Annotated in this window: 24 protein-coding genes; 11 read left to right on the top strand and 13 right to left on the bottom strand. The window is 70.8% G+C overall.

The features are described 5' to 3' along the window. Window positions 1-6 precede the first annotated feature (6 nt). On the bottom strand, window positions 7-771 hold the full coding sequence (gene trhA, locus BM236_RS02670; protein WP_091119799.1) for a PAQR family membrane homeostasis protein TrhA: 765 nt from the start codon (window positions 769-771) through the stop codon (window positions 7-9). Between the two features lie 62 nt (window positions 772-833). Here trhA and BM236_RS02665 point away from each other — a divergent pair, with 62 nt between their 5' ends. From BM236_RS02665 to BM236_RS02655, 3 genes are all read left to right on the top strand, one after another. Continuing rightward, window positions 834-1,610 (top strand): isoprenyl transferase, encoded by a 777-nt coding sequence (locus BM236_RS02665; RefSeq protein ID WP_091119796.1) that lies wholly within the window; start codon window positions 834-836, stop codon window positions 1,608-1,610. 376 nt (window positions 1,611-1,986) lie between these two features. Beyond that, entirely contained in the window at window positions 1,987-3,327 is a 1,341-nt protein-coding gene (gene phoH2 / locus BM236_RS02660; RefSeq protein ID WP_175507513.1) for an RNA 5'-3' helicase PhoH2, read from the top strand. 193 nt (window positions 3,328-3,520) lie between these two features. Beyond that, window positions 3,521-4,177: an aggregation-promoting factor C-terminal-like domain-containing protein gene (locus BM236_RS02655; protein WP_091119793.1), complete on the top strand. Its 657-nt coding sequence runs from the start codon at window positions 3,521-3,523 to the stop codon at window positions 4,175-4,177. Between the two features lie 17 nt (window positions 4,178-4,194). On the opposite strand, the gene BM236_RS02650 is transcribed toward BM236_RS02655, so the two are convergent. Both BM236_RS02650 and BM236_RS02645 read right to left on the bottom strand, forming a co-directional pair. Then, the gene (locus tag BM236_RS02650; protein ID WP_091119791.1) at window positions 4,195-5,592 is read right to left on the bottom strand and encodes a class II fumarate hydratase; all 1,398 of its coding nucleotides are present in this window, start codon (window positions 5,590-5,592) and stop codon (window positions 4,195-4,197) included. Window positions 5,593-5,688: 96 nt separating this feature from the next. After that, on the bottom strand, window positions 5,689-6,360 hold the full coding sequence (locus BM236_RS02645) for a spermidine synthase (protein ID WP_245750092.1): 672 nt from the start codon (window positions 6,358-6,360) through the stop codon (window positions 5,689-5,691). Window positions 6,361-6,437: 77 nt separating this feature from the next. On the opposite strand from BM236_RS02645, the gene BM236_RS02640 reads away from it, so the two are divergent. Continuing rightward, window positions 6,438-8,150: a cation:proton antiporter gene (locus BM236_RS02640; RefSeq protein ID WP_091119789.1), complete on the top strand. Its 1,713-nt coding sequence runs from the start codon at window positions 6,438-6,440 to the stop codon at window positions 8,148-8,150. Window positions 8,151-8,186: 36 nt separating this feature from the next. Then, on the top strand, window positions 8,187-8,483 hold the full coding sequence (locus tag BM236_RS02635; protein ID WP_091119787.1) for a hypothetical protein: 297 nt from the start codon (window positions 8,187-8,189) through the stop codon (window positions 8,481-8,483). Between the two features lie 108 nt (window positions 8,484-8,591). Here BM236_RS02635 and BM236_RS02630 read toward each other — a convergent pair whose 3' ends face one another. Together BM236_RS02630 and BM236_RS02625 are read right to left on the bottom strand one after the other, a co-directional pair. Next, entirely contained in the window at window positions 8,592-9,389 is a 798-nt protein-coding gene (locus BM236_RS02630; protein ID WP_139230005.1) for a PDDEXK family nuclease, read from the bottom strand. 126 nt (window positions 9,390-9,515) lie between these two features. Next, window positions 9,516-11,225 carry a fumarate hydratase gene (locus BM236_RS02625; RefSeq protein WP_217645195.1) on the bottom strand — a complete coding sequence of 570 codons (1,710 nt, stop codon included), beginning with the start codon at window positions 11,223-11,225 and terminating at the stop codon, window positions 9,516-9,518. A 179-nt stretch (window positions 11,226-11,404) separates the two neighbouring features. On the opposite strand from BM236_RS02625, the gene BM236_RS02620 reads away from it, so the two are divergent. From BM236_RS02620 to BM236_RS02600, 5 genes are read left to right on the top strand one after another with little or no spacing between them, the layout of a single operon-like run. Continuing rightward, window positions 11,405-12,520: an ABC transporter substrate-binding protein gene (locus BM236_RS02620; RefSeq protein WP_217645194.1), complete on the top strand. Its 1,116-nt coding sequence runs from the start codon at window positions 11,405-11,407 to the stop codon at window positions 12,518-12,520. A 2-nt stretch (window positions 12,521-12,522) separates the two neighbouring features. Continuing rightward, complete coding sequence (locus BM236_RS02615; protein WP_217645193.1) at window positions 12,523-13,440, top strand: ABC transporter permease; 918 nt, start codon at window positions 12,523-12,525, stop codon at window positions 13,438-13,440. Continuing rightward, a complete protein-coding gene (locus BM236_RS02610) occupies window positions 13,437-14,198 on the top strand; it encodes an ABC transporter permease (RefSeq protein ID WP_091119780.1) in 762 nt (253 codons plus the stop codon). The genes BM236_RS02615 and BM236_RS02610 overlap by 4 nt, the downstream gene beginning before the upstream one ends. An 11-nt stretch (window positions 14,199-14,209) precedes the next feature. Then, on the top strand, window positions 14,210-15,241 hold the full coding sequence (locus BM236_RS02605) for an ABC transporter ATP-binding protein (protein ID WP_217645192.1): 1,032 nt from the start codon (window positions 14,210-14,212) through the stop codon (window positions 15,239-15,241). Window positions 15,242-15,272: 31 nt separating this feature from the next. Continuing rightward, the gene (locus BM236_RS02600; RefSeq protein WP_091119776.1) at window positions 15,273-15,902 is read left to right on the top strand and encodes a DUF1707 SHOCT-like domain-containing protein; all 630 of its coding nucleotides are present in this window, start codon (window positions 15,273-15,275) and stop codon (window positions 15,900-15,902) included. A 6-nt stretch (window positions 15,903-15,908) separates the two neighbouring features. On the opposite strand, the gene BM236_RS02595 is transcribed toward BM236_RS02600, so the two are convergent. Genes BM236_RS02595 through BM236_RS02580 form a run of 4 tightly spaced genes read right to left on the bottom strand, consistent with a single transcriptional unit; the run spans window position 15,909 to window position 20,088 of the window. Next, window positions 15,909-17,102, bottom strand: coding sequence for an ABC transporter ATP-binding protein (locus BM236_RS02595; RefSeq protein ID WP_091119773.1), 1,194 nt, complete (start codon window positions 17,100-17,102; stop codon window positions 15,909-15,911). Between the two features lie 3 nt (window positions 17,103-17,105). After that, window positions 17,106-17,951: a carbohydrate ABC transporter permease gene (locus BM236_RS02590; RefSeq protein ID WP_091119772.1), complete on the bottom strand. Its 846-nt coding sequence runs from the start codon at window positions 17,949-17,951 to the stop codon at window positions 17,106-17,108. After that, a complete protein-coding gene (locus BM236_RS02585) occupies window positions 17,951-18,898 on the bottom strand; it encodes a carbohydrate ABC transporter permease (protein WP_091119769.1) in 948 nt (315 codons plus the stop codon). The genes BM236_RS02590 and BM236_RS02585 overlap by 1 nt, the downstream gene beginning before the upstream one ends. Beyond that, complete coding sequence (locus BM236_RS02580) at window positions 18,895-20,088, bottom strand: extracellular solute-binding protein (protein WP_175507512.1); 1,194 nt, start codon at window positions 20,086-20,088, stop codon at window positions 18,895-18,897. The genes BM236_RS02585 and BM236_RS02580 overlap by 4 nt, the downstream gene beginning before the upstream one ends. A gap of 318 nt (window positions 20,089-20,406) precedes the next feature. Between BM236_RS02580 and BM236_RS02575 the strand changes: the two genes are divergently transcribed. Next, on the top strand, window positions 20,407-21,489 hold the full coding sequence (locus BM236_RS02575) for an ABC transporter ATP-binding protein (protein ID WP_091119765.1): 1,083 nt from the start codon (window positions 20,407-20,409) through the stop codon (window positions 21,487-21,489). Between the two features lie 121 nt (window positions 21,490-21,610). Here BM236_RS02575 and BM236_RS02570 read toward each other — a convergent pair whose 3' ends face one another. Genes BM236_RS02570 through BM236_RS02555 form a run of 4 tightly spaced genes read right to left on the bottom strand, consistent with a single transcriptional unit; the run spans window position 21,611 to window position 25,431 of the window. Continuing rightward, window positions 21,611-22,513, bottom strand: coding sequence for an alpha/beta fold hydrolase (locus BM236_RS02570; RefSeq protein ID WP_217645191.1), 903 nt, complete (start codon window positions 22,511-22,513; stop codon window positions 21,611-21,613). Between the two features lie 4 nt (window positions 22,514-22,517). Further along, window positions 22,518-23,558 carry a class II fructose-bisphosphatase gene (gene glpX, locus BM236_RS02565; protein WP_091119762.1) on the bottom strand — a complete coding sequence of 347 codons (1,041 nt, stop codon included), beginning with the start codon at window positions 23,556-23,558 and terminating at the stop codon, window positions 22,518-22,520. Then, the gene (locus BM236_RS02560; protein ID WP_245750091.1) at window positions 23,555-24,649 is read right to left on the bottom strand and encodes a sulfate/molybdate ABC transporter ATP-binding protein; all 1,095 of its coding nucleotides are present in this window, start codon (window positions 24,647-24,649) and stop codon (window positions 23,555-23,557) included. Before BM236_RS02560 ends, glpX begins: the two co-directional genes overlap by 4 nt. Further along, window positions 24,646-25,431 carry an ABC transporter permease gene (locus tag BM236_RS02555; protein ID WP_245750090.1) on the bottom strand — a complete coding sequence of 262 codons (786 nt, stop codon included), beginning with the start codon at window positions 25,429-25,431 and terminating at the stop codon, window positions 24,646-24,648. The genes BM236_RS02560 and BM236_RS02555 overlap by 4 nt, the downstream gene beginning before the upstream one ends.

Raw genomic sequence — 25,431 nt, 5'->3', positions numbered from 1 at the left:
GCCGGCTCAGCGCAGTGCGTAGGTCGCCAGCGAGACGCCGGTGTAGTGCACGATGAAGGCGAGGATCGTGAAGGTGTGGAAGACCTCGTGGAAGCCGAACCAGCGCGGCCACGGGTCCGGCCGCTGGAAGCCGTAGACCACGCCGCCGACGGTGTAGAGCGCGCCGCCCACGCAGATGCAGGTGAAGACGGCGATGCCGATGCCGACACCCAGCGCCGTCGCGCCGGTGAAGAACAGCGGGGTGAAGAAGATCGCCGCCCAGCCCATCGCGAGGTAGATCGGCACGTAGAGCCAGCGCGGGGCGTCGTTCCAGAAGACCCGGAAGAGGACGCCCAGCACGGCGCCGATCCACACCACCGACAGCAGCCAGGCGCGCGCCCTCCCGTGCAGGAGGATCAGCGAGAACGGTGTGTAGGAGCCGGCGATCAGCAAGAAGATGTTGGCGTGGTCCCAGCGCTTGAGGAACGCGTGCGCGCGCGGGCCCCAGTGGCCGCGGTGGTAGACCGCCGAGACGCTGAAGAGCAGCAGCGCGGACAGCGTGAAGGCGATGTCGCCGATCCGGGCGCGGCCCGACGGGGCCAGCGAGATGAGCACGGCGCCCGCCGCGAGGATCAGCGGCACGCAGGCGGCGTGCAGCCAGCCACGGAGCTTGGGCTTGGCCTCGGCGATCGTCTCGGAGACCGCGTCGGAGAGGTTGTCGAGCCGCTCGCGAACGGCGTCGCGCCCGCGCTCGCGCGCACGGTCGAGGCGGGCGTTCATCGGGTCGCTCATGCTCCGACGGTACCCAGGCGGCGGTAGTGGCAGCCCGGTCGGGAACCCCTACTCTGGGAGCCGTGGCCGATTGGAAGCGCGGACTCCGCAAGGTGCTCTATCCCGCCTACGAGGCACGCATGGTCCGCCGGCTCCCCGACGACAACCTGCCCAAGCACGTCGGCGTCATGCTCGACGGCAACCGGCGCTGGGCCAAGGCCGTCGGCCGCGACACCGCGCACGGTCATCGGGCCGGCGCTGCGAACATCGAGCCCCTGCTGACCTGGTGCGACGAGGTCGGCATCGAGGTCGTCACGCTCTGGCTGCTCTCCACCGACAACCTCAACCGGCCCGCCGCCGAGCTCGAGCCGCTGCTGCAGATCATCGAGGAGGCGGTCGACTCCCTCGTCGACCAGCGCCGGTGGCGGCTGCACCCGGTCGGTGCCCTCGACCTGCTGCCCGCGAGCACGGCCGAGCGGCTCAAGTCCGCCGAGGAGGCGACCCGCGACGTCGAGGGGATGCTCGTCAACGTCGCGGTGGGGTACGGCGGCCGCCGCGAGATCGCCGACGCTGTCCGCTCCCTCCTGGCCGAGCACGCCGCGAAGGGCACGTCCCTCGAGGAGCTCGCGCAGATCATCGACGTCGAGCACATCGCCGACCACCTCTACACCAAGGGGCAGCCCGATCCCGACCTCGTCATCCGTACGTCGGGCGAGCAGCGGCTCGGCGGGTTCCTGCTGTGGCAGAGCGCCAAGTCGGAGTTCTACTTCTGCGAGGCCTACTGGCCCGACTTCCGCCGGGTCGACTTCCTCCGCGCTCTGAGGGCCTATGCCCACAGAGAACGCCGCATGGGCCGTTGACGACGCCCGGTACGCACGCTGGCTGCGTTGGCGGCGCTCGCCGACCGCTCCGCTCCCATGGTCGCCTTCGCGCCGCCGCCTTGCCATCGCACGCACCGGACGCCGTTAGTCCCGAAACCCACAGTTCACCCACGAATGCTGGCGTGTCGCGCGTTCCGGGTACCGGGGCGGCGTACTTTCGCATCAACGGCGAGTGGGGAAGCTCGCCGCACCGGGAGGCCCGATCGTGAGCAGTCACGACCCACAGACTCGACGCACTGACCTGCGTCGCGTCGAAGGAGGCCGGCACCCCGGCCTTCGGGCGATCCGGTCCACCTGCATGAGCTGAGGACCGGGGGCCAGGGTGCCTGTCCGCGGTCCGTGAGGGGTGAACCGCGTGGCTACCCAGCCGAAGACCTCAGTGACCCGGACCTCGCGGACGAAGGTGCGGACCTACGTCCTGGACACCAGCGTCCTGCTCGCCGACCCCGGCGCGTTGCGACGCTTCGCCGAGCACGAGGTCGTCCTACCTGTCGTCGTCGTGACCGAGCTGGAAGGGAAGCGGCACCACCCCGAGCTGGGCTTCTTCGCTCGAACGGCGCTGCGCACGCTCGACGACCTGCGCATCCAGCACGGCCGCCTCGACGCACCCGTCCCCATCGGCGAGGAGGGCGGCACGCTGCGGGTCGAGCTCAACCACACCTCGCCTGACGCGCTGCCGTCCGGCTTCCGGCTCGGCGACAACGACACCCGCATCCTGGCCGTCGCGAAGAATCTCGCCGACGAGGGCGCCGACGTCGTCCTCGTCTCCAAGGACCTGCCGCTGCGCATCAAGGCCTCGGCGGTCGGCCTGGAGGCCGAGGAATACCGTGCCGAGGCGATCTCCGACTCCGACACGGGCTACTCGGGCATGGCCGAGCTCGACGTCGCGGCCGCCGACCTCGACGAGCTGTACGACGACGGGGTGATCGACCTCGAGCAGGCCCGGGGCCTGCCCTGCCACACCGGTCTGGTGCTGCTCTCCGACCGTGGCACGGCGTTAGGCCGGGTCGGCCCGGACAAGCAGGTCCACCTGGTCCGCGGCGACCGCGAGGCGTTCGGGATCCACGGCCGGTCGGCCGAGCAGCGCATCGCGCTCGAGACGCTGCTCGACCCCGAGATCGGGATCGTCTCCCTCGGGGGCCGGGCCGGCACCGGCAAGTCCGCCCTGGCCCTCTGCGCGGGCCTCGAGGCGGTCATGGAGCGCCGCCAGCACAAGAAGGTCGTCGTCTTCCGGCCGCTCTTCGCGGTCGGCGGCCAGGAGCTCGGCTACCTGCCGGGCTCGGAGGCCGAGAAGATGGGCCCGTGGGGACAGGCGGTCTTCGACACCCTCGGAGCCGTCACGTCGCAGGACGTCGTCGACGAGATCCTCGACCGCGGCATGCTCGAGGTGCTGCCGCTGACCCACATCCGCGGCCGGTCGCTGCACGACTCCTTCGTCATCGTCGACGAGGCCCAGTCGCTGGAGCGCAACGTGCTGCTGACCGTGCTCTCGCGCATCGGCGCCAACTCCAAGGTCGTGCTCACCCACGACGTCGCCCAGCGCGACAACCTCCGGGTCGGTCGGCACGACGGCGTGGTGGCGGTCGTGGAGAAGCTCAAGGGCCACCCGCTCTTCGCGCACGTCACGCTGACCCGGTCCGAGCGGTCCCCCATCGCGGCTCTGGTCACCGAGATGCTCGAGAGCTACGTGCTCTGAGTCACCTGCTCCACCGGCGCGCCGGGGTCCGCACGGGCCCCGGCGCGCTCGTGTCGTGGGGCTGATGTGACGGATGTGACTAGCGGGACGGATTTGATTCGAATCCTGCACAAAAGTTTTCGTGTTCGGTTTGCGACCCTGCGCTCCGTCATGCATGGTGTTCGAGTTCTTGTTCGCGACGTGAGGGTGAATCTTGTCGAAACACGCCGCCCCCAGGCACCGCAAGGCGCCTGAGCGCACGGCCCTCGACGTACCCCGTAAGGCCGTCCGCACCACCGTCCTCTTCGGTGGGCTCGCCGCTGCCGCCACGGGAACCGTCGTCGGTGGAGGCCTCGCTCTCGGCAACGAGCCGGCCACCCTGGCCGCCGCGACCGTCACGGCGCCGCTGCAGCAGGGCGCGAGCGCCGCCGCCGAGCCCGACCGCCGGGAGCCGGCCGTGTCGCGATCGAGCGACCGCCGCGCCGCCACCGACCCCGCGAAGGCGAAGGCGCTGGCCGTCGTCGCGCAGTCCCAGGTCCGGGCCATCGCCGTGACCGAGGACGCCGCCGACGGCGACCCGAAGGCGATCGCCAGCGCCCTGCTCGGCGACTTCGGCTGGGACGGCTCGCAGTTCGGCTGCCTCGACAAGCTGTGGACGCGCGAGTCGAACTGGAACGTGCACGCCCACAACGCCTCCTCCGGCGCCCACGGCATCCCGCAGTCGCTGCCTGGCTCGAAGATGGCCTCCGCCGGCCCCGACTGGGAGAACAACCCGGTCACCCAGATCAAGTGGGGGCTGGGCTACATCCAGGGCCGATACGGCTCCCCGTGCAACGCATGGGGACACTCCGAGTCCCACGGCTGGTACTAGGGGCTGGACCCCGCGCCCTACGGGTGCGTCATCGACTCCACGTCGAGCGCCTCGTCGAGCTGCTCCAGCGTGAGCACGCCGCGGTCGACGTAGCCGAGCCGGAGCACCGTCTCGCGGATCGTCGCGCCGTCGGCGAGGGCCTGCTTGGCGATCTTCGCGGCATCCTCGTAGCCGACGTACTTGTTGAGCGGGGTGACGATCGAGGGCGACGACTCGGCGTAGGCGCGCAGGCGCTCGGGGTCCGCCGTGATCCCGTCGACCGTACGCCGGGCGAGGACCGTCATCGACGACGACAGCAGGCGCACCGACTCCAGCACGCTGCGCGCGATGACCGGCATCGCGACGTTGAGCTCGAACGCGCCGGACGCGCCCGCCGCAGTCACCGTGGCGTCGTTGCCGATGACCTGGAAGGCGACCATCAGCGTCGCCTCCGGGAGGACCGGGTTGACCTTGCCGGGCATGATCGAGGACCCGGGCTGGAGGTCGGGCAGGTGGATCTCGGAGAGGCCGGTGGTCGGGCCCGACGACATCCAGCGCAGGTCGTTGTTGATCTTGATGAGCCCGACCGCGAGCGTCTTCAGAACGCCCGATAGCTCGACCAGCGAGTCACGGGTGCCCTGCGCCTCGAAGTGGTTGCGGGCCTCGGTGAACGGCTGCCCGGTCGCCTCCGACAGCACTCCGATCACCGCCTGCGGGAAGCCGGCCGGTGTGTTGATGCCGGTGCCCACGGCGGTGCCGCCCAGCGGAAGCTCGCGTACGCGGGGGAGCACCGACTCGAGCCGCTCGGCCGCGTAGCGCACCGTTGCCGCATAGCCGCCGAACTCCTGGCCCAGCATCACAGGAGTCGCGTCCATGAGGTGGGTCCGGCCGGACTTCACCAGCCCGGCGAACTCCTCGGCCTTGCGCTCCAGCGACGTGGCGAGCACGTCGATCGCCGGCAGCAGCTGCTCGGTGACAGCCACCGCCGCAGCGACGTGGATGGCGGTCGGGAAGGTGTCGTTGGACGACTGCGAGGCGTTGACGTGGTCGTTGGGGTGGACGCTCACGCCCGAGTGCTCGGCCAGTGACGCGATCACCTCGTTGGCGTTCATGTTCGAGCTCGTGCCGGAGCCGGTCTGGAAGACGTCGATGGGGAACTGGTCGTCGTACCGCCCGCTGACGATCCCAGCCGCGGCCTGCCGGATCGCCCCGGCCTGCTCCTCGGTGATCACGCCGAGCTCGGCGTTGACCGTCGCCGCGGCCGCCTTCACGTGGCCGATGGCGTGGATGAGGTCGGGCTCGAGCGGCGTGCCGGAGATGGGGAAGTTCTCGACCGCACGCTGGGTCTGGGCGCGCCAGAGGGCGTCTTTCGGGACCCTGACGTCGCCCATGCTGTCGTGCTCGATTCGGAACTCGGTGGAGGTCACGTCAGTCATAGCGCTGCCGGTACCCCGCCGTGTTCCCTGACGTGCTCAGCCGTGCTCAGCCGTGCTCAGCCGTGCTCAGCCGTGCTCAGCCGTGCCTGGCCGCGCTCAGACGTGGCCGACATAGAGCCAGTAGGTCTCGGCCCGGCCCTGCAGGTCGACGTCGTAGGCGACGGCCTCGGTGCGCCGGCGCCCGAAGACGCGCGCCATGGTCCGCTCGAGCTCGGGCGCCTCCGCGGCGCTCCACACGACGACCGTCCCGCCGGGGCGCGTCGCGCGCCGGGCGTCCTCGAGCGCCGGCGCCTCGTAGAGGTCGGCGTTCGCGTCGTGCACGAGGTAGCCGGGTCCGTTGTCGACGTCCAGCAGCACCAGGTCGTGCGCCGACCCCGGGCCGTCCCGCAGGACCGATGCCACGTCGCCGACCGTCGCGGTGACCCGCCGGTCGGCGAGGAGCGCGCCGCCCGGGACCGTGCCGTCGCGCATCCAGCCGACCAGAGCCGGCTCGATCTCGACGACGGTGACCCGCTCGACCCGGTCGTCCTCGAGCACGGCCGCGAGCGTGTAGCCGAGGCCCAGCCCGCCGACGAGCACGGTCGTCGGCCGGTCGTGGAGCTGCAGCGCCCGGGCCGCCAGGGCCCGCTCGGTGGACGTCTCGACGGTGTCCATGACGAACACGCCGTTGGCGCGCAGCTCGAGCGTGCCGTCGGGCCGCCGCCGCAGCACCAGCTCACCCCGCTCGGAGCTGTCCCGCGCGACCTCGATCGTCTCCTCCGGCAGCACGTCCCCATCCTGCCCGGTCCGGCCTTCAGGTCCGGACTGCCCTGTCCGAGTGGGCGCCCGGACGCAAGGATGCAGGCATGGACATCGCGCTCATCGCCGTCATCGGCGTCTGCTGCATCGTCGCGGTGGAGAACTTCGCGGCTCGGCTCGGCGTGGCAGCGCCCCTGCTGCTGGTGCTGACCGGCGTGGTCGGCAGCTGGGTCCCCGGCGTCCCGCACATCGAGGTGGAGCCGCACCTGATCCTCGGCGTCGTGCTGCCGCCGCTGCTCTACTCGGCCGCGGTGTCGATGCCGGCGATGGAGTTCCGGCGCGACTTCCGCGCGATCAGCGGGCTGTCGGTCGTCCTCGTCGTACTGAGCGCCCTGGCGATCGGCGTGTTCCTCGACGCCGCCATCCCCGGCATCGGGTTGGCGACCGGCATCGCCGTCGGCGCGATCATCAGCCCGACCGACGCGGTCGCGACGTCGATCGCCCGCCGGCTCGGCGTACCCCCGCGAGTGCTGGCGGTGCTCGACGGCGAGAGCCTGCTCAACGACGCCACGGCGCTCGTGCTGCTCCGCTCGGCGGTGGCGGCCGCCGGCGTCTCGCTGATGGGGGTGCTCGGTGACTTCGTCTACGCGGTCGCCGTCGCCGCCGCGGTCGGTGCCCTGATCGGCGTGCTCCACCTGCGCGTGCGCGCCCACGTTGCGCAGGCGCCGGCGGGGACGGCGATCTCCTTCGCCGTCCCGTTCCTCGCCTACCTCCCCGTCGAGCACCTCGGCGGGTCAGGACTCGTCGCCGCGGTCACCGCCGGCCTGATCACCGGGCAGGGCTCACCGCGCTACCTCTCGCCCGCGCACCGGCTCAGCGAGGCGCAGAACTGGCGCACGGTCGAGTTCCTGCTGGAAGGGGCGATCTTCCTGCTGATGGGGCTGCAGCTGCGCTGGATCGTCGAGGACGCCGACGGCCTCTCGCGGCTGTGGGTCGCTCCCGTCGCCGCCCTGATCGTCGTCCTGGTCAGGGCGGCGTACGTCGCCCCGCTGCTGGGTGCGCTCGACCGGCGGGCGGAGCGCGCCGACGCGCAGCGCGGCCGGCTCGAGGCGGTCGGGGAGCGGCTGGAGTCGGGTGACTTCCCGCGGCGCGAGCCGCGCAACGACCGCGAGGCCGCCCACATCGAGAAGCACTCCGGCCGCCGCCTGGAGATGCTGCGCACCCGCGTCCGCCGCGGCCTGGCCGACATCGACTACCTGGCCGGCGCCCCGATGGGCGCCCGGGAGGGCGCCGTGCTCGTGTGGGCGGGCATGCGCGGGGCGGTCACCGTCGCGGCGGCGCAGACGCTGCCCGACGACACGCCGCAGCGCTCCCTGCTGGTCCTCGTCGCGTTCGCCGTGGCCGCGGGCACGCTGCTGGTGCAGGGCGGAACCCTGCCCTGGCTCGTACGCCGGCTCGGGCTGGCCACCTCGACACCGGCCGGGCCCGACCCCGACCACGGGCCGCTGATGGAGCGGCTGGTCGGCGCGTCGCGGGCGATGCTCGACGATCCGTCACTGCGGCGCGCGGACGGGTCGGCGTACGACCCCGAGGTGCTCGCCCTGCTCCGGCGCCGGGAGCCGGACCCCGAGGACCCCGAGGTCGCCGCGGACCGGGTCGAGCAGTACACCGAGCTGCGGCTGCGCGCCATCGGCGCCATGCGCGAGTCGCTGCTCGACGCCCGTGACGACGGCGTCTACGCGTCCTCGACGCTGGAGGCGGCCCTCCGGGTGCTCGACGCCGAGGAGATCACCACCGAGGTGCGCGCCGGCCGGGTGTAGCGGAATGGGCCCGCACGAGCCCGGGTAACGGATCCCATGAGCGATCCGACCGACCCGACCCCCGAGCACCCCGAGCCCGCAGCCCACCCGGGCACCCCCCGCGAGTCGGCGGCGGAGGAGAGCGACGGCCAGGTCTCCGAGACCGGCGGGCTGAACCGCGAGCCGATCAGCGACGGCGACACCGTCGTCGGCTCGACGACGGCCGACGACGGCGGGCAGCCCGACCCTGGAGCGGTCGGCCCCGACGGCGTGCCCCCGGAGAACCGCCGCGACAACGACTTCAAGAAGCCCGACGCCGAGCACCGGGTCGACGAGAAGGTCGACGACGCGTAGGCCGCTCGCCGCGGTCCGGTCGCCGTGACACGCCGCGTCGTCGGCGTGTCGCCGTTCTCAGACGTAGCGAGCGGCCTTGGCCACCGTTTCCGCGATGCGGTCCGCGACTCAGCCGGGGTCGTGGATCACCTCTCGCCAGGTGAAGCGCAGCACGCGCCAGCCCGCCGCGGTCAACAGGGTGTAGCGCTGGCAGTCCCGCTCGAAGGCCTTCTTGTCCCTGCCGTGGAACTCCCACGACTCGGCCTCGAGGGCGATGCCGCGCAGCGGATCCGCGAGGTCCGGGTGCAGAGTGACGCCTCCGAGCCGGACGCGGAACTGCGGGACCACGCCGAGACCGGCCCCGATCGCGAGTGCGCGCAGAGCGGACTCGAACGGGTTCGCGGCTCGTGGGTCGGCATACGCGACGACGCGACGCACCAGCGGCCCGCGCCGTCCCGGGAAGGCCACTGCTGCCCGCTCGAGCCGCAGCCGGGTCAGCTCACCGTGCCGCAGAGCCGAGTCGGCGACGGCCAGCCCGTCGGGGAACGGCAGGTCGGCGGCACACATGAGCACCGTCTGCAGCCGGCTGGTCGCCCAGCCGTCCAGGTCCTCGCGCCGCAGGTCGATCAGCCGGACCCCTTCGGGAACCTGGCGTCCGCGCGGCACGGCCAGCTGTGGCGTGGCCGGCGGGAGGCGCACCTCCCAGCCCCAGTGAAGGGCGGCGCTGAGGTGCGTCAGGTAGGCATCGAGCGCATGCGCGGCGGTCAGCGCCTCGTCGACGACGGGCAGTGCGTAGCGGCCGCGTCCTACGCGCACGATCTCCCCACGACCCAGGCTCGTCCTCAGCTCGCGGCGCGAGACGTTCGCCAGGAGGGTCGCCGTACTCGCTGCGCCACCGAGCTGGACGAGCAGGCCGACCGGATCCATGCTCCGAGTCTGGACGAGTTCCGGCAGCACCCCGCTCGGTCATCCACAGGCCGCTCGATGCGCCTGAAGAGCCCGACACGCCGACAACCTGGCGTGTCGCGGTCAACGAGCCGCAGCGAGCGGCCGTCAGGACTGGGCCGACCGCACCCGGATGCCCGAGAGCGGCACCGTGGTGGTGCCGGCCGGGTCGGTGAAGAAGTCGTTGCCCTTGTCGTCGACGACGATGAAGGCGGGGAAGTCCTCGACCTCGATCTTCCAGATCGCCTCCATGCCGAGCTCCTCGTACTCCAGCACGGAGACCGACCGGATGCAGTCCTGCGCGAGCCGGGCCGCGGGTCCGCCGATCGAGCCGAGGTAGAAGCCGCCGTGGGCGTGGCACGCCTCGGTGACCGCGCGTGACCGGTTGCCCTTCGCGAGCATGACCATCGACCCGCCGGCGGCCTGGAACTGCTCGACGTAGGAGTCCATCCGCCCGGCCGTGGTCGGGCCGAACGACCCCGACGCCATCCCGGCCGGTGTCTTGGCGGGGCCGGCGTAGTAGACCGGGTGGTCCCGCAGGTAGGACGGCATCGGCTCGCCGGCGTCCAGCCGCTCCTTGATCTTGGCGTGCGCGATGTCGCGGGCGACGACCAGCGGCCCGGTCAGCGAGAGCCGCGTCTTGACCGGCAGCTGGGAGAGCGTGGCGCGGATCGAGGACATCGGCTGGTTGAGGTCGATCTTCACGACCTCGCCCGCCGAGATGTCCTCGGCCACGCCCGCCGACGGCATGTAGTGCGCGGGGTCGGTCTCGAGCTGCTCGAGGAAGACGCCCTCGGGCGTGATCTTGCCCAGCGCCTGCCGGTCGGCCGAGCAGGAGACCGCGATCGCGACGGGGCAGGAGGCGCCGTGGCGGGGGAGCCGGACGACGCGGACGTCGTGGCAGAAGTACTTGCCGCCGAACTGCGCTCCGATCCCGAAGGACTGGGTCAGCTTGAAGACCTCCTCCTCCAGCTCCAGGTCGCGGAAGCCGTGGGCGGCCATCGTGCCCGAGGTCGGCAGGTTGTCGAGGTAGTGCGCCGAGGCGTACTTCGCGGTCTTGAGCGCGAACTCCGCCGAGGTGCCGCCGATCACGACCGCCAGGTGGTACGGCGGGCAGGCCGCCGTACCGAGGGAGCGGATCTTCTCGTCGAGGAACTCCAGGATCCGCGTCGGGTTCAGGATCGCCTTCGTCTCCTGGAAGAGGAAGGACTTGTTGGCCGAGCCGCCGCCCTTGGCCATGAAGAGGAACTTGTACTCCGGCTTCGGATCGCTGGTCGAGCCTGTCGAGACCAACGGGGTCGAGTAGATCTCGATCTGCGCGGGCAGGTTGGTGCCCGTGGCCTTCTCCTCGTAGGTCGTGATCGGCGCGAGCTGCGAGTAGCGCAGGTTGAGCTGCGTGTAGGCGTCGTAGACGCCGCGGGAGATGACCTCGCCGTCGTCGACGCCGGTCAGCACGCCCTCGGACTTCTTGCCCATCACGATCGCGGTGCCGGTGTCCTGGCACATCGGCAGCACGCCGCCCGCGGAGATATTGACGTTCTTGAGCAGGTCCAGCGCCACGAACCGGTCGTTCCCGGAGGCCTCCGGGTCGTCGATGATCCTGCGCAGCTGCGCGAGGTGCGCCGGGCGCAAGTAGTGCTGGATGTCGTGGACCGCCTCGTAGGTGAGCCGGCGGATCGCCTCCGGCTCCACCTTGAGGAAGGTGCGGCCGTCGACCTCCACGGTCGACACCCCCTCCGTCGTGATCAGCCGGTACGGCGTCTCGTCGACGCCCGTCGGCAGCAGGTCGGAGTACAGGAACTCAGGGGTGCTCGCCACGGCGAGCAGGGTAGCCCGAGCACTTCGGGCGTCGCGAAAAGGTCCTCATCGAGGGAGAGAAGGAGGACCAGTCGTTGCGTGACCGGCGCTCACCGGTCACGCTACGTTTCGCAGGGAGACGGCGGATCGCGCAAGCATCCGCCCATGGGCACAACCGGATCGTCCGACAGGAGCAAGTAGTGAAGATCAGATCGACACTCGTGGCGCTCACCGCGCTGGCGACCGTCTCAACCGCGGCCGCGTGCTCCGCCCCCGAGAAGAAGCAGGACGACGCCACTGCCGACGCCGCGTCCGCGGCCAGCGCCGACGACCTCGGCGGCATGGACAAGCTGGTCGCCGCCGCGAAGAAGGAAGGGTCGCTCAACGTCATCGCGCTGCCCCCGGACTGGGCGAACTACAAGGCGATCATCGATGGCTTCACCAAGAAGTACGGCATCAAGATCAACTCGGCCCAGCCCGACGCCTCCAGCCAGGAGGAGATCGACGCGGCCAAGCAGCTCAAGGGCCGCGACACCGCACCTGACGTCTTCGACGTCGGCCAAGCGGTCGCCCTGGCCAACCTCGACCTCTTCGCGCCCTACAAAGTGGCGACCTGGGACGACATCCCCGACACGTTCAAGCAGCCGGACGGCTCCGCGGTCAACGACTACGGCGGTTACATGGCGCTCGGCTACGACGCGGGCAAGGTCCCCGAGATCACGAGCCTCGACGACCTCATGAAGGGCGACTTCAAGGGCAAGGTCGCGCTCAACGGCGACCCGACCCAGGCCAACGCCGCCCTCAACGCCGTCCGGATGGTCTCCCTCGCCAAGGGCGGCAGCGCCTCCGACATCGCTCCCGGTGTCGACTACTTCAAGCAGCTCAAGAAGGCCGGCAACTTCGTCCCGGTCGACGCCACCGACGAGACGATCCTCTCCGGGCAGACGCCGGTCGTCTTCAACTGGGACTACCTCAACGCCGCGATGACGGCGAAGCTGCCGACCTGGAAGGTCTTCGTCCCCGAGGGCGCCCCGGTCGCCGGCTACTACTACCAGGCGATCAACAAGGACGCCGTCCACCCGGCCGCGGCCCGGCTCTGGGAGGAGTACCTCTACTCCGACGAGGGCCAGAACCTCTGGCTCGCGGGTGGTGCCCGTCCGGTCCGTGCCGACGCGATGGACAAGGCCGGCACGATCGACAAGACGGCGTACGACAAGCTGCCGCCGGTGACGGGCGAGCCGGTCCTGCCCACCCCCGACGACGATGCCAAGGTGGCCGACTACCTCGGCAAGAACTGGGCGAAGGCGATCGGCTGACCTTGGCCACGATCACGCCAGCCGAGCCCGTCGAGGCGCCGCCTCGACGGGCTCGGCGTCCGGTCGGACGACGGGTCACCGCGCTGCTGCCGGTGCTCGGCCTGCTGCCGTTCGTCGCCTACGTCTTCGTCTTCATGGTGGTGCCGACGATCAACGTCGCGATCGGCGCCTTCAAGGACAACGACGGCGTCTACACGCTCGACAACATCACCGGCCTCTTCGACTCCACGATGCTGCACACGCTCTGGAACAGCGTCGTGGTCTCCGGTGTCAGCGCGATCCTCGGCGCGGTGCTCGGGATGATCCTCGCGGCGCTCGTCGTGTCGGCACCCGCCACGAGCCTGCTGCGTCGCGCCGTGATGGCGCTGACCAGCGTCTTCGCCCAGTTCGGCGGTGTCACGCTCGCGTTCGCCTTCATCGCCACGGTCGGCTCACAGGGCATCATCACCCTCTGGCTCGCGGGCCACGGTGGCTTCGACCTCTACGGCAACGGCTGGCTCTACAGCGTCCGAGGCCTGATCCTGGTCTACCTCTACTTCCAGATCCCGCTCATGGTCGTCGTCTTCGTGCCGGCGCTCGAGGGGCTGCGCCCCCAGTGGCGGGAGGCGGCGATCAGCCTGGGCGCGACGCGCTGGCAGTACCTCAAGGAGGTGGCCATCCCGCTGCTGCGCCCGGCGTTCCTCGGCAGCGTGCTGCTGCTCTTCGCCAACGCGTTCGCCGCCTACGCCACCGCCGCAGCACTGGTCAGCCAGGGTCAGATCATCCTGCCGCTCATGATCCGCGCCGGGCTGACCAGCGAGGTGCTGCTCGGTCGTCAGCACCTCGCCTACGCCATCGCCCTGGAGATGATCGTCGTCGTCGCGATCGTCATGACGGCGTACGCGCTGCTGCTGCGCCGGACCGCGAGGTGGCTGCGATGAGGTGGGTGCGCCCGCTCGTCCTGCTGGCCTTCGCGGCGTTCTTCTTCGCACCGCTGTGGTCCCTGCTCGACTTCAGCACCAAGGACTTCCTGACCGGAGGCCGCACCGGAGACCACTGGCGCGCGCTGGTCGAGAACCAGGAGGTCCGCGACGCGATCGTCACCTCCCTCGAGCTCGCGGTCCTGACCGTCGCGCTCATGCTCGTGCTGCTCCTCCCTACGATGATCTGGGTGCGGCTGCGGGTGCCGCAGGCCAGCCGGCTGGTGGAGTTCCTCTGCCTCCTGCCGCTGACCGTGCCGCCGCTCGTGATCGTGGTCGGCATCAACGGCGTCTACTCCTGGGTCAACTACTTCCTCGGAGGCTCGGCGCTGACCCTCACCTTCGTGTACGTCGTCCTGGTGCTGCCCTTCGCCTACCGGGCGCTTGACGCATCGCTGTCGTCCATCGACGTGACCACGCTCGCCGAGGCGGCCCGCTCGCTCGGCGCCGGCTGGCTCACCGTCATCGCCCGCGTCGTCGCTCCCAACGTCGTGAGCGGAGTGCTCTCCGCCGCCTTCATCAGCGTCGCGTTGGTGCTGGGGGAGTTCACGTTCTCCTCGCTCATGCACTTCGACACCCTGCCCGTGCGGATCGTCCTGCTCGGCAAGGGCGACATCGGCGCGTCCATGGCGGCGTCCTTGGCGACGCTGCTGCTCACCGCCCTGCTTCTCGTGGCGCTGTCGCTGCTCGACCGGCGCCGCTCGACCCGTGCTGAATGAAGGGGACTGACGTGACCGGCCTGACCGTCGAGCTCGACGACCTGCACCGCCACTACGGCGACGTCCGCGCCCTGGACGGGCTGACGCTCCACCTCGAGCCGGGTGAGCTGGTGGCCCTGCTGGGCCCCTCGGGCTGCGGCAAGACCACGGCGCTGCGGATCCTGGCCGGCCTCGACATCGCGACCTCGGGCGAGGTCCGGGTCGGCGGCAAGGACCTGACCCGGGTGCCCGCCAACAAGCGCGACATGGGCATGGTGTTCCAGGCCTACTCGCTCTTCCCGCACCTGACCGTCGTCGACAACGTCGCGTTCGGGCTCAAGCTGCGCGGCCGGGGCGGCGCCGAGCGACGCAGGCGCGCCCACGAGATGCTCGAGCTGGTCGGCCTCAGCGAGCACGCATCGCGCTACCCCCGCCAGCTCTCCGGCGGTCAGCAGCAGCGGGTCGCGCTGGCCCGCGCGCTGGCCATCGAGCCGTCGGTGCTGCTCCTCGACGAGCCGCTCTCCGCGCTCGATGCGAAGGTGCGCGTCCAGCTTCGCGATGAGATCCGCCGCATCCAGCTCGACGTCGGCACCACGACGCTGTTCGTCACCCACGACCAGGAGGAGGCGCTCGCCGTCGCCGACCGGGTCGGCGTGATGAGCGACGGCCGGCTCGAGCAGCTCGCGACGCCCGCGGCGCTCTACTCGTCGCCGGCGACCCCGTTCGTCGGTGCCTTCGTCGGCCTGTCCAACCGCATCCCCGCCAGCGTCTCGGCCGGTACGGCGACCGTGCTGGGCCAGCCGATCCCGGTGCTCCCCGGCTCCGCGGCGGACACGGGCGTCGCGCTGGTCCGGCCGGAGGCGGTCTCGGTCGCGGCGTCGGAGTCGGGGGCGGCCACGGTCGTGGCCGTCTCGTTCCGAGGCCCCGTCTCACAGGTCACCGTCGACATCGAGGGCACGCTCGTCATCGCCCAGGTGGCCAGCGGCATCGCCCTGGCGCTCGAGCCGGGGCAGCGGGTGTCGGTCTCGGTCGATCCCGCGCCGGTCCTGGTCGTCGCCGACTGACGCCGGGCCGATCCGTCGCTACCCTGACCGGGTGAGCCCCGAGGACCCCTCCCAGCTGCGGATCTCCGACGACGACCGGCACAAGGTCGCGGAGGTCCTGCGCGAGGCGGCGGGCGAGGGTCGCCTCGACCTCACCGAGCTCGACGAGCGGCTCGAGCAGGCCTACGCCGCCAAGACGTACGCCGACCTGGTGCCGATCACCGCCGACCTGCCCGCGTCGCCGGCGGTCGCCCGGCAGGTGACGCCCGCGTCCGCCCATGTGCCTGCCGCCGGCGCGCCGGCGCACCACTCGAGCCTGGCGATCATGAGCTCGCAGGACCGTCGCGGCGTGTGGCGCGTCGCCCCGCACCACGTCGCGTTCGCGTCGATGGGCAGCGTCACCCTCGACCTGCGCCAAGCGATCTTCCCGGGCCGCGAGGTCGTGATCGACGCGAGCGCCATCATGGGCAGCGTCAGCGTCATCGTGAACGCGCAGACGCTCGTCGTCGTCTCGGGCACGGGGATCATGGGCACGTTCACCGAGGGGCGGGCGAAGGTGGACCCCGACCCGGTGCCAGGCTCGCCGCTGGTGCGGGTGCGCGGCATCGCGCTGATGGGCAGCGTCGACGTCAGGCGGCGGCCGATGCCGGGGGAGCGGACCCGGCGGCTGCCGGGTCGCTAGCGTCCGCTAGGCGGTCGTCGCCAGGTCCGGGATCGTTCCCGCGTGCTCGGCGTCCACGGTGAGGTTGCGGCCGGTCTCGGGGTCGAAGAGGTGGATCTTCGAGGCGTCGACCCAGATCTCCGCCTGGTCCCCGGCCTTGATCCGGCTGTTGCCGGAGAGCGCCGCAACGAGCTGGGTGTGCATCGCCTCGCCGTCGAGGTCGCGCTCGAGCTGGCGGAGCTGCTCGGCGACCTCCGGCGGCGCGTCGTAGGGGATGTAGGCGTAGGTCTCGTGGCCCAGCCACTCCACGACCTCGACGGTGGCGTGGAAGGTCGAACCGCCGGCACCCTCACGGGTGCTCGCGTCGTCGAAGTACTCCGGCCGGATGCCGGCCAGCAGCAGTCCGTGTCCGGCCGCGCGCTCGGCACGGTCGGGCGGCAGCTCGACGTTGCCGAAGGGCAGCTTGGCCGTCGTACCCTCCACCGTGGCGGGCAGGAAGTTCATCGGCGGTGAGCCGATGAAGCCGGCGACGAAGAGGTTGCCGGGGTTCTCGTAGAGCTCGCGCGGTGTCGCGAGCTGCTGCAGCAGGCCGCGCTTGAGCACGGCGACCCGGTCCCCGAGGGTCATCGCCTCGGTCTGGTCGTGGGTGACGTAGACGGTGGTGATGCCGAGCCGCTTCTGCAGCCGCGAGATCTCGGTGCGCATCTGGCCGCGCAGCTTGGCGTCGAGGTTGGACAGCGGCTCGTCGAAGAGGAACGCGTCGGCGTCGCGGACGATCGCGCGCCCCATCGCGACGCGCTGACGCTGGCCGCCCGAGAGGTTGCCGGGCTTGCGGTCGAGGTGCTCGTCGAGCTCGAGCGTGGCGGAGGCCGCCCGCACCTTCTGGTCGATCTCGCTGTCGGGGGCGCCGGCCAGCCGCAACGGGAAGGCGATGTTCTCGTAGACGGTCAGGTGGGGGTAGAGCGCGTAGTTCTGGAACACCATCGCCAGGTTGCGGTCGCGCGGCGCCAGGTCGTTGACCCGCTGGTCGCCGATCAGCATGTCGCCCGAGGAGATGTCCTCCAGCCCGACGATCATCCGCAGCAGGGTCGACTTCCCGCACCCGGACGGCCCGACGAGGATCATGAACTCACCGTCGGCGATGTCGATGCTGACGTCGTTGACGGCCGGGAACCCGTCGCCGTACTGCTTGACGATGTTCTTCATGGTGATGGAGGCCATGGCTCAACCCTTCACTGCGCCGGAGGTCAGCCCGGCGACGATGCGGCGCTGGAACAGCAGGACGATGATGATCACCGGGATGGTCACGATGACCGACGCGGTGGCGAGCTGGGCGTAGGGCGGGTTGAACGGGTCCGGTCCGACGAAGAAGGACATCTGGGCCGGGACCGTGCGCGAGCCCGTCGTGGACGTCAGCGAGATCGCGAGGACGAACTCGTTCCAGGCGAAGAAGAAGGTCAGGATCGCGGCCGTGAAGACGCCGGGCGCGGCGAGCGGCACGATCACCTTCCGGAAGGCCTGCCACGAGGTCGCGCCGTCGACCTGCGCCGCCTGCTCCATCTCCCACGGGATCTCGCGGAAGAAGGCCGACAGGGTCCAGATCGCCAACGGCAGCGTGAAGGTCATGTAGGGGATGATCAGCCCCGGCCACGTGTTGAACAGGTGGAACGTGCGCCACATGTCGAAGAGCGGGCCGACCAGCGAGACCACCGGGAACATCGCGATCGCCAGCGCCATCGAGAGCACCAGGCGCTTGCCCCGGAACTCCAGCCGGGCGATGGCGTAGGCCGCCAGGGTCGCGAACACGACCGACAGGAAGGTCGCGATCAGGGCGATGCCGAAGGAGTTGATCAGCGCCCGCATGAAGTCGTGACCGGCCGGGTCGTTCCAGTTGAGCAGCACCTGGTAGTTGTCCCAGGTCGGGTCCTTGGGCAGGAACTGCGGGCTGCCGACCGTCGTCTCGTCGAGCGACTTGAACGACAGCGACACGATCCAGGCCACCGGCAGGAGGCACCAGACCAGGATGACGACGAACCCGATCCAGTGCCCGACGCCCATCTTCTGACGCATCAGCCCTCACCCCTCGCCTGGGCCAGGTCGACCCGGAAGAGTCTGACGATGAGGAAGGCGAGCAGCAGCACGGTCAGGAAGAGCAGCACCGAGAGCGCCGATCCCATGCCGAGCTGGAACTGCTCGATGACCTGGCGATAAGTCAGGAACGAGGACGACTGGGTGTTCTGCGCACCCTTCGTCATGATGTAGATGTTGTCGAAGATCCGGAACGCGTCGAGCGCCCGGAACAGCACCGCGACCATGATCGCGGCCCGCATGTTCGGCAGGATCACCTTCCACAGCCGCTGCCACCAGGTGGCGCCGTCGACCTGGGCCGCCTCGAGCATGTCCTCGCTGACCTGGGAGAGGCCGGCGAGCAGGAGCAGCGACATGAACGGCGTGGTCTTCCAGATCTCCGAGACCATGATCGCGAACATCGCCGACCAGTGGCCGCCGTACCAGTTGGTGTCGGTCCCGATCCACGGCAGCCAGGCGAACCAGCTGTTCACCCAGCCGTTGTTGATGCTGAACGTGAACTGCCAGGCGAACGCCGAGACCACGGTGATGATGCCGTAGGGGATGAGGATCGAGGTCCGCATGACGCCGCGGGCGAAGACGATGCGGTGCATCACCATCGCGAAGGCGAAGCCGATGACGAGCTCGACCGCCACGGTCACCACCATGATGATCACGGTGTTGAGGGTGACCTTCCAGAACAGGCCGTCGCCCAGGACCGTGAGGTAGTTGCCGAGCCCGATGAACTCGCGGTCGTCGGGCGTGGTCAGGCGGTAGCGGAACAGCGACAGGTAGAGCGCCTGGATCATCGGCCAGGCGGTCACGAGCAGCATGAGCAGGACCGCCGGGGCGACCAGCCGCTGACCGAGCCTGTTCTCCGCCGTGCTGCGGTCGCTGGCCGGCGCCCGCCGGGTCGCCCGCGTCTGAGGGGTTGCCACGGTGGTCGTCACAGCAGCCTCTTTCCGTGCAGGACGTCGTCGATGAACGAGGCCGAGTCCTTCGGCGTGCTCGCATCGACGGAGATCGGCGGGTGCCACGTGCTCTGGATGGCGCTGGAGATGTCGCTCCAGTACGGCGTCACGGACCGCGGCGCTGCTGCCTCGACGCTGTCCTGGAAGAGCTTCAGCAGGTCGGCCGGGTAGATCTTGGCCAGCGCCGGGTAGGCGTAGCCCGCCGCGCTCGAGGGCATGTTGCCGGTCATCTCCGCGTTCACGCCCTGGTTGTCGGCGTTGGTGATGCAGGCGGCCGCCTTCATCGCCTCGTCGACGTGGCCGGAGTACTTGCTGACGCCGATCCCGATGCCGCCGTACGGCGGTCGGGCGTCCTTCCCCTGGACCGTCTGCGGATACATCGTGTAGCCGATGTCCTTGGCGACGTCGGGCTCGGTCTGGTCGTAGTTGTGGAAGATGTAGGTCCAGTTGACCAGGAAGGAGCCGGCCGGGCTGCCGAAGGTCGACCCCGCGGTGCCCTCGTTCGAGACGGACAGGTCGGGCGGGGCCGCGGGGGAGTGGGCGAGCTTGCGGATGATCCCGGCGGCGGCGGTGCCGGCGTCGGAGCTGATCGTGATCTTCGCGTCGACGCCCTTCTCGGCGTCCTCGATGATGGACCCGCCCGCCCCGGAGATGAGGGCGTTGATCCAGACGACGTAGCCCTCGTACTTGTTGGCCTGGACGCCGATGCGTCCGCCGTTCTTCGCCGCCGCGTCGATGATCTGGTCCCAGGTGACCGGCTTGCTCATGTCGAGCCCGGCCTTCTGGACGAAGGACTTGCGGTACCAGAGCACCTGGGTGTTGGACCAGAACGGGAAGGCGACGAGCTTGCCGTCCCACGTGGCCGCGTCCACCGCTCCGCCGAACGCCTGCGGTGGCCCGTCGCTGTCACCGCCGCCGTTCTTGATCGCGTCCTGCAGGTCCTGGGGGATCGGGGCGAGGAAGCCGGCGTTGGCGAACTCCGCGGTGTAGGGCGGGTCGATGCTCATCAGGTCGATGCCGCTGTCGTGGGCGGCCAGCCGACGGGCCAGCTGGATCCGCTGCTGGCTGGCGTCCTGCGGCAGCACCTGCGTGGTGATCGCGTAGTCGCCGGTGCTGCAGTTCTTCGCGACCGCGGCCTGACCCCCGCTGTCGGGGTTGATGTACCACACCAGCGTCGTCCGACCTGATGCGGACGAACATGCGGTGATCGTCGTACTCGCAAGGATCCCGGCGGCGGCAAGCGCCCATGCTCGAGCGGATGTCCGCCGCCTCCGATGACCGCTCACGCTCATCGACCGCCTCCCCTGTGACGTCTGCCACTCCGGTGTACCCCGTTCTCGGCGCTTTGTCACCTGCCCCATTTCGGCCCCGTCGGGCCGGGAGCGCTCCCGCCGAACGATGGGCTAGGGTGATGGCCGCCACACCTGTGGCATCACTTCACTACGGATCGTCCGGCACGTACCTGCCGGTGAAGGAGCAGTTTCGTCATGGCAACAGTGACCTTCGAGAAGGCACAGCGTTGGTACCCCGGTACCGACGCCCCCGCGGTCAAGGGCATCGACCTCGAGATCCAGGACGGCGAGTTCATGGTGCTCGTCGGCCCGTCCGGCTGCGGCAAGTCCACCACCCTCCGCATGCTCGCCGGCCTGGAGGAGGTGAACAGCGGCCGCATCCTCATCGGCGACCGCGACGTGACCACCGTCCCGCCGAAGGACCGCGACATCGCGATGGTCTTCCAGAACTACGCGCTCTACCCGCACATGAGCGTCGCGGAGAACATGGGCTTCGCGCTCAAGATGGCCAAGGTCGACTCCTCCGAGCGTGAGCGCCGGGTCAAGGAGGCCGCCGGGCTGCTCGGGCTGACCGACTACCTCGGCCGCAAGCCGAAGGCGCTCTCCGGCGGTCAGCGCCAGCGCGTCGCCATGGGCCGCGCGATCGTCCGTCAGCCGCAGGTCTTCTGCATGGACGAGCCGCTGTCGAACCTCGACGCCAAGATGCGCGTCCAGACCCGCACCGACATCGCGAAGCTGCAGGCCGACCTCGGCGTCACGACCGTCTACGTCACCCACGACCAGGTCGAGGCCATGACGATGGGCGACCGGGTCGCGGTGATGAGCGCCGGCGAGCTGCAGCAGGTCGACACCCCGCTGAACCTCTACTCCAAGCCGGTCAACCTCTTCGTCGCCGGCTTCATCGGCTCCCCGCAGATGAACCTCGTGCAGGCCAAGGCGGCCGACGGCCAGGCCAAGATCGGGCAGTACCTCGTCCCGGTCGACCCGGCCGCGTCCTCGAAGATGAAGGGCGACATCACGGTCGGCGTACGGCCGGAGGCCTGGCGCCTCGTCACCGCCAGCGAGGGGGGTCTGCCGGTGCAGGTCACCGTCGTGGAGGAGCTCGGCTCGGACTCCTTCGTCTACGGCACGAGCGACGTCGAGGGCACCCCGTCCAACATCATCATCCGCGTCCCCGCGCGTGAGCGGGTCAGCAAGGGCGACACGCTCTACGTCACCACCGACCCGCGCGACGTGCACGTCTTCGACACCACGTCGGGCCTGCGCCTCTCCGACTGATCCCCGAGGGGTCAATCCCTCAGCATCGAGGGGTCGATCCGTCCAGCCTTCGGCCGGACGGATCGACCCCTCGATGCGTGTGGGGTGACTCCTCGATGCGGAGGGATTGACCCCTCGGCGGTCAGGCGGCGCGGTCGGCGTTGCGGCGGACGGCCTTGACGAGAGTCGGCCACAGCCGCTCGGGGATGTCGTGCCCGAGGCCGTCGATGAGCAGGAGCTCGGAGCGGGGCACGGCGAGCGAGGTGGCCCGGCCGCCCGACACGTGGACCATCCGGTCGGCCAGGCCGTGCACCACCAGCGTCGGGACGGTGACCCGGGACAGGTCGCGGGTGCGGTTGGGCTGGGTGAGCACCGCGAGCATCTGGCGCGCGGTCGCCTGCGAGGACACGCCGCGCTCGTAGGTCTCGGTGGCGCGGCGGCGGACGTCCTCCTCGGTGACGGGATAGCCCGGCGACCCGATGATCCGCCAGGTGCGCACCGACGCCTCGACGTAGCCCGCCTCGTCCCCGCTGCGGCTCAGGAAGGTCGGAAGCAGCGAGGGGTGCTGGAAGCCGACCGTGCGCGCGCCGGTGGTCGACATCATCGACGTCAGCGACCGCACGCGGTCGGGGTGGGCGACGGCCAGCGTCTGGGCGATCATGCCGCCCATCGACACGCCCCAGACGTGCGCGGCCACGATCCCCAGGTGGTCGAGCAGGCCGAGCGCGTCGCGCGCCAGGTCGTCGAGCGTGTACGGCGCCCGCGTGCGAAGGCCGAGGAACGCTCGCGTCAGCATCGACATCGAGACGCGCCCCTCGACCCGCGTCGAGCGCCCGACGTCACGGTTGTCGTAGCGGATGACGAAGAAGCCCGCGTCGGCGAGCTGGCGGCACAGCCGCTCGTCCCACCAGGTCATCGGGCCGCCGAGGCCCATGACGAGCAGCAGCGGGTCGGCATCGGGCGACCCGAAGGTCTGGAAGCAGAGCTCGATGCCGTCGCCGACCGGGGCGAGCTGCTCCTCGGAAACCTCGACGTGATCGGCCACCGTGTCAGCTCTCGAAGTCGATGGCGGAGTAGGCCTTGAGCTTGGAGAGCTGGTGGTCGCTGACGATCTTGCGGATCGTGCCGCTGCGCGAGCGCATCACCAGCGAGTCGGTGGTGCAACCGCCAGCGCGGTAGTGCACGCCCTTCATCAGGTCGCCGTCGGTGATGCCGGTCGCGACGAAGAAGCAGTCGTCGCCGGTCACCAGGTCGTTGGTGGTGAGCACGAAGTCGGGGTCGAGGTTGTGCCCGGCGTCGAGGGCCTTCTGCCGCTCGTCGTCGTCCTTGGGCCACAGCCGGCCCTGGATGGTGCCGCCCAGCGCCTTCATCGCGCAGGCGGCGATGATGCCCTCGGGGGTGCCGCCGATGCCGAGCAGCAGGTCGACGCCGCTGCCCTCGCGCGCGGCGGCGATGGCGCCGGCCACGTCGCCGTCCGTGATGAACTTGATCCGGGCGCCGGTCCCACGGATCTCCTCGGCGAGCTGGGCGTGGCGGGGCCGATCGAGCAGCACGACCGTCACGTCGCTGGGCGTGGCGCCCTTCGCCTTGGCGACCTGGTGGATGTTCTCGGCCACGGGGAGCCGGATGTCGACCACGTCGGCGGCCTCCGGGCCGGTGACGAGCTTCTCCATGTAGAACACCGCCGACGGGTCGTACATCGAGCCGCGGGGGGCGACGGCCAGCACCGCGATCGCGTTGTTCATGCCCTTCGCGGTCAGCGTCGTGCCGTCGATCGGATCCACGGCGACGTCGACGTCCGGGCCGGTCCCGTCGCCGACCCGCTCGCCGTTGTAGAGCATCGGGGCGTTGTCCTTCTCGCCCTCGCCGATGACGACGGTGCCGTTCATGGCGACGGTGGAGATCATCACGCGCATCGCGTTGACGGCGACACCGTCCGCGCCGTTCTTGTCGCCGCGGCCGACCCAGCGCGCTGCCGCCATCGCCGCTGCCTCGGTCACGCGCACGAGCTCCAGCGCGAGGTTGCGGTCGGGCGCCTGCGGGGCGACGTCGAGAGGGTCCGGCAGGGGGTTGTCGCTGCGCTCGCTCATGGCCCGACTGTATCGGCCGGAAGGGCCCCCGAAGAGGCCCGCAGAGCGCCGTGGACCGAGACCTCCGTCGCTTTCACGATCAAATTCACCGGGTCGCCCGGCACCAGTGCCAGCTCGGCCACGGCGGCGGCCGTCACCTCCGCCTGGAGTGGGATCGCTCCCGCCGTGGCCCGCACCCGGAACCGGTCGCCGAGCGGCTCCAGCTCGGTCACCGTCGCCGCCAGCGCGTTGCGGGGGCTGCCGCCCGGCGGGTCGCGGAAGACCGAGACGGCGGTGGGGGAGAAGACCGCCACGGCGTCCTCGCCCGGAGCGGGCGGATCGTCGGACGGCAGCCCGCTGACCGCGATCCCGTCGCCCCGCACGGCCGACCCGTCCCAGCGGCCGGACACCAGGTTGAGCCCGGCGATCCGGGCGGCGAAGGCGCTGCGCGGGCGACTCAGGACGTCGGTCGTGGGCCCCTGTTCCACGATCCGGCCGGCCTCGACGACGGCGACGCGGTCGGCGAGCAGCAGCGCATCCAGAGCGTCATGCGTCACCACGATCGCGGTCCGTCCGGCCAGGACGCCCCGCAGCAGGTGGCGCAGCGCCGGCGCGACGTCGACGTCGAGGGCGGCCATCGGCTCGTCGAGCAGCAGCAGCCGCGGCTCGGCGGCGAGCGCACGGGCGACCGCGACCCGCTGCGCCTGGCCGCCGCTGAGCTGGTGTGGCCGGCGTCGCGCCAGGTCGCCGACGCCCACCCGGTCCAGCCACTCGCGCGCTCCGGTCCTCGCCGCGGAGCGGCCGTCGCCGCGCGAGCGCGGCCCGAAGGCGACGTTCTCGAGGGCCGACAGGTGGGGGAAGAGCAGCGGCTCCTGGGCGAGCAGGGCCACCTCCCGCCGATGGGGCGGTACGCCGGCCAGGTCCCGTCCGTCGAGCTCGACCCGGCCGCTGCTGGGCGCGAGGAGCCCTGCGATGACGCCGAGCACCGTCGACTTCCCGGCGCCGTTGGGGCCCAGCAGAGCAACGGTCTCCCCCTCGGCGACCTCGAGCCGCAGCGTCACGTCACGGGCGGCCACCGTGGCGTCGTACACGAGCCTCGGGGTGCCGGTCACGGTGCGCTCCTGCCGGTCCTCGCGACCCCGATCACCAGCACGGCCACCACCACGAGCACCAGCGACAGGGCGACGGCGGCGTCCGGGTCGGTGACCCGCTCGAGGTAGATCTGGATCGGCAGCGTGGCGGTGGTGCCCTGCAGCGAGCCCGCGAACGTGATCGTCGCGCCGAACTCGCCCAGCGACCGGGCGAAGGCGAGCACCGCGCCGCTCAGCAGGCCGGGGAGGACCAGCGGCAGCGTCACCCGCCGGAAGACGGTCGACGGCGCGGCCCCGAGCGTGGCCGCGACCACCTCGTAGCGCTGGCCGGCAGTCCGCATCGCGCCCTCCAGGGAGATGACGAGGAACGGCAGCGAGACGAACGTCTGCGCCATCACCACCGCCGCGGTCGTGAAGGCGACCTCGATCCCGAGGACGTCGAGCGTGTGGCCGAGCAGACCGCGCCGGCCGAACGTGTAGAGCAGCGCGATGCCGCTGACCACGGGCGGGATGACGAGCGGCAGCAGCACGAGCGATCGGACCAGGCCGATGCCGCGGACGTCGGTACGGGCGAGCACCGCCGCCATCGGCACGCCGAGGACCACGCAGAGCACGGTGCTGCAGGCGGCGGTCCTCAGGCTGAGCCACAGGGCGTCCCGTGCCGAGTCGGAGGTGATCAGGTCGCCGAACCCGCTCCAGTCGACCCGCGTCACCATCGCGACGAGGGGGAGGAGCACGAAGGCGCCGCCGAGGGCGGCTGGGACGTAGAGCCAGCGGGGCAGTGCGACGGTCCTCGAGGTCAC

It is taken from the genome of Nocardioides terrae, from assembly GCF_900112345.1.
GTDB classification, from domain to species: domain Bacteria; phylum Actinomycetota; class Actinomycetes; order Propionibacteriales; family Nocardioidaceae; genus Nocardioides; species Nocardioides terrae.
Note: the sequence above shows the minus strand (reverse complement) of the source record. Positions and strands in the feature narration are given on the sequence as shown.

Excerpts from the sequence above, each read along its gene's own strand:
- trhA (WP_091119799.1), bottom strand. The coding sequence starts at position 771 with ATGAGCGACCCGATGAACGCCCGCCTCGACCGTGCGCGCGAGCGCGGG.
- BM236_RS02595 (WP_091119773.1), bottom strand. The coding sequence starts at position 17,102 with ATGGCCTCCATCACCATGAAGAACATCGTCAAGCAGTACGGCGACGGG.
- BM236_RS02635 (WP_091119787.1), top strand. The coding sequence starts at position 8,187 with ATGAGCGATCCGACCGACCCGACCCCCGAGCACCCCGAGCCCGCAGCC.
- BM236_RS02575 (WP_091119765.1), top strand. The coding sequence starts at position 20,407 with ATGGCAACAGTGACCTTCGAGAAGGCACAGCGTTGGTACCCCGGTACC.
- BM236_RS02650 (WP_091119791.1), bottom strand. The coding sequence starts at position 5,592 with ATGACTGACGTGACCTCCACCGAGTTCCGAATCGAGCACGACAGCATG.
- glpX (WP_091119762.1), bottom strand. The coding sequence starts at position 23,558 with ATGAGCGAGCGCAGCGACAACCCCCTGCCGGACCCTCTCGACGTCGCC.
- BM236_RS02640 (WP_091119789.1), top strand. The coding sequence starts at position 6,438 with ATGGACATCGCGCTCATCGCCGTCATCGGCGTCTGCTGCATCGTCGCG.
- BM236_RS02630 (WP_139230005.1), bottom strand. The coding sequence starts at position 9,389 with ATGGATCCGGTCGGCCTGCTCGTCCAGCTCGGTGGCGCAGCGAGTACG.
- BM236_RS02610 (WP_091119780.1), top strand. The coding sequence starts at position 13,437 with ATGAGGTGGGTGCGCCCGCTCGTCCTGCTGGCCTTCGCGGCGTTCTTC.
- BM236_RS02590 (WP_091119772.1), bottom strand. The coding sequence starts at position 17,951 with ATGCGTCAGAAGATGGGCGTCGGGCACTGGATCGGGTTCGTCGTCATC.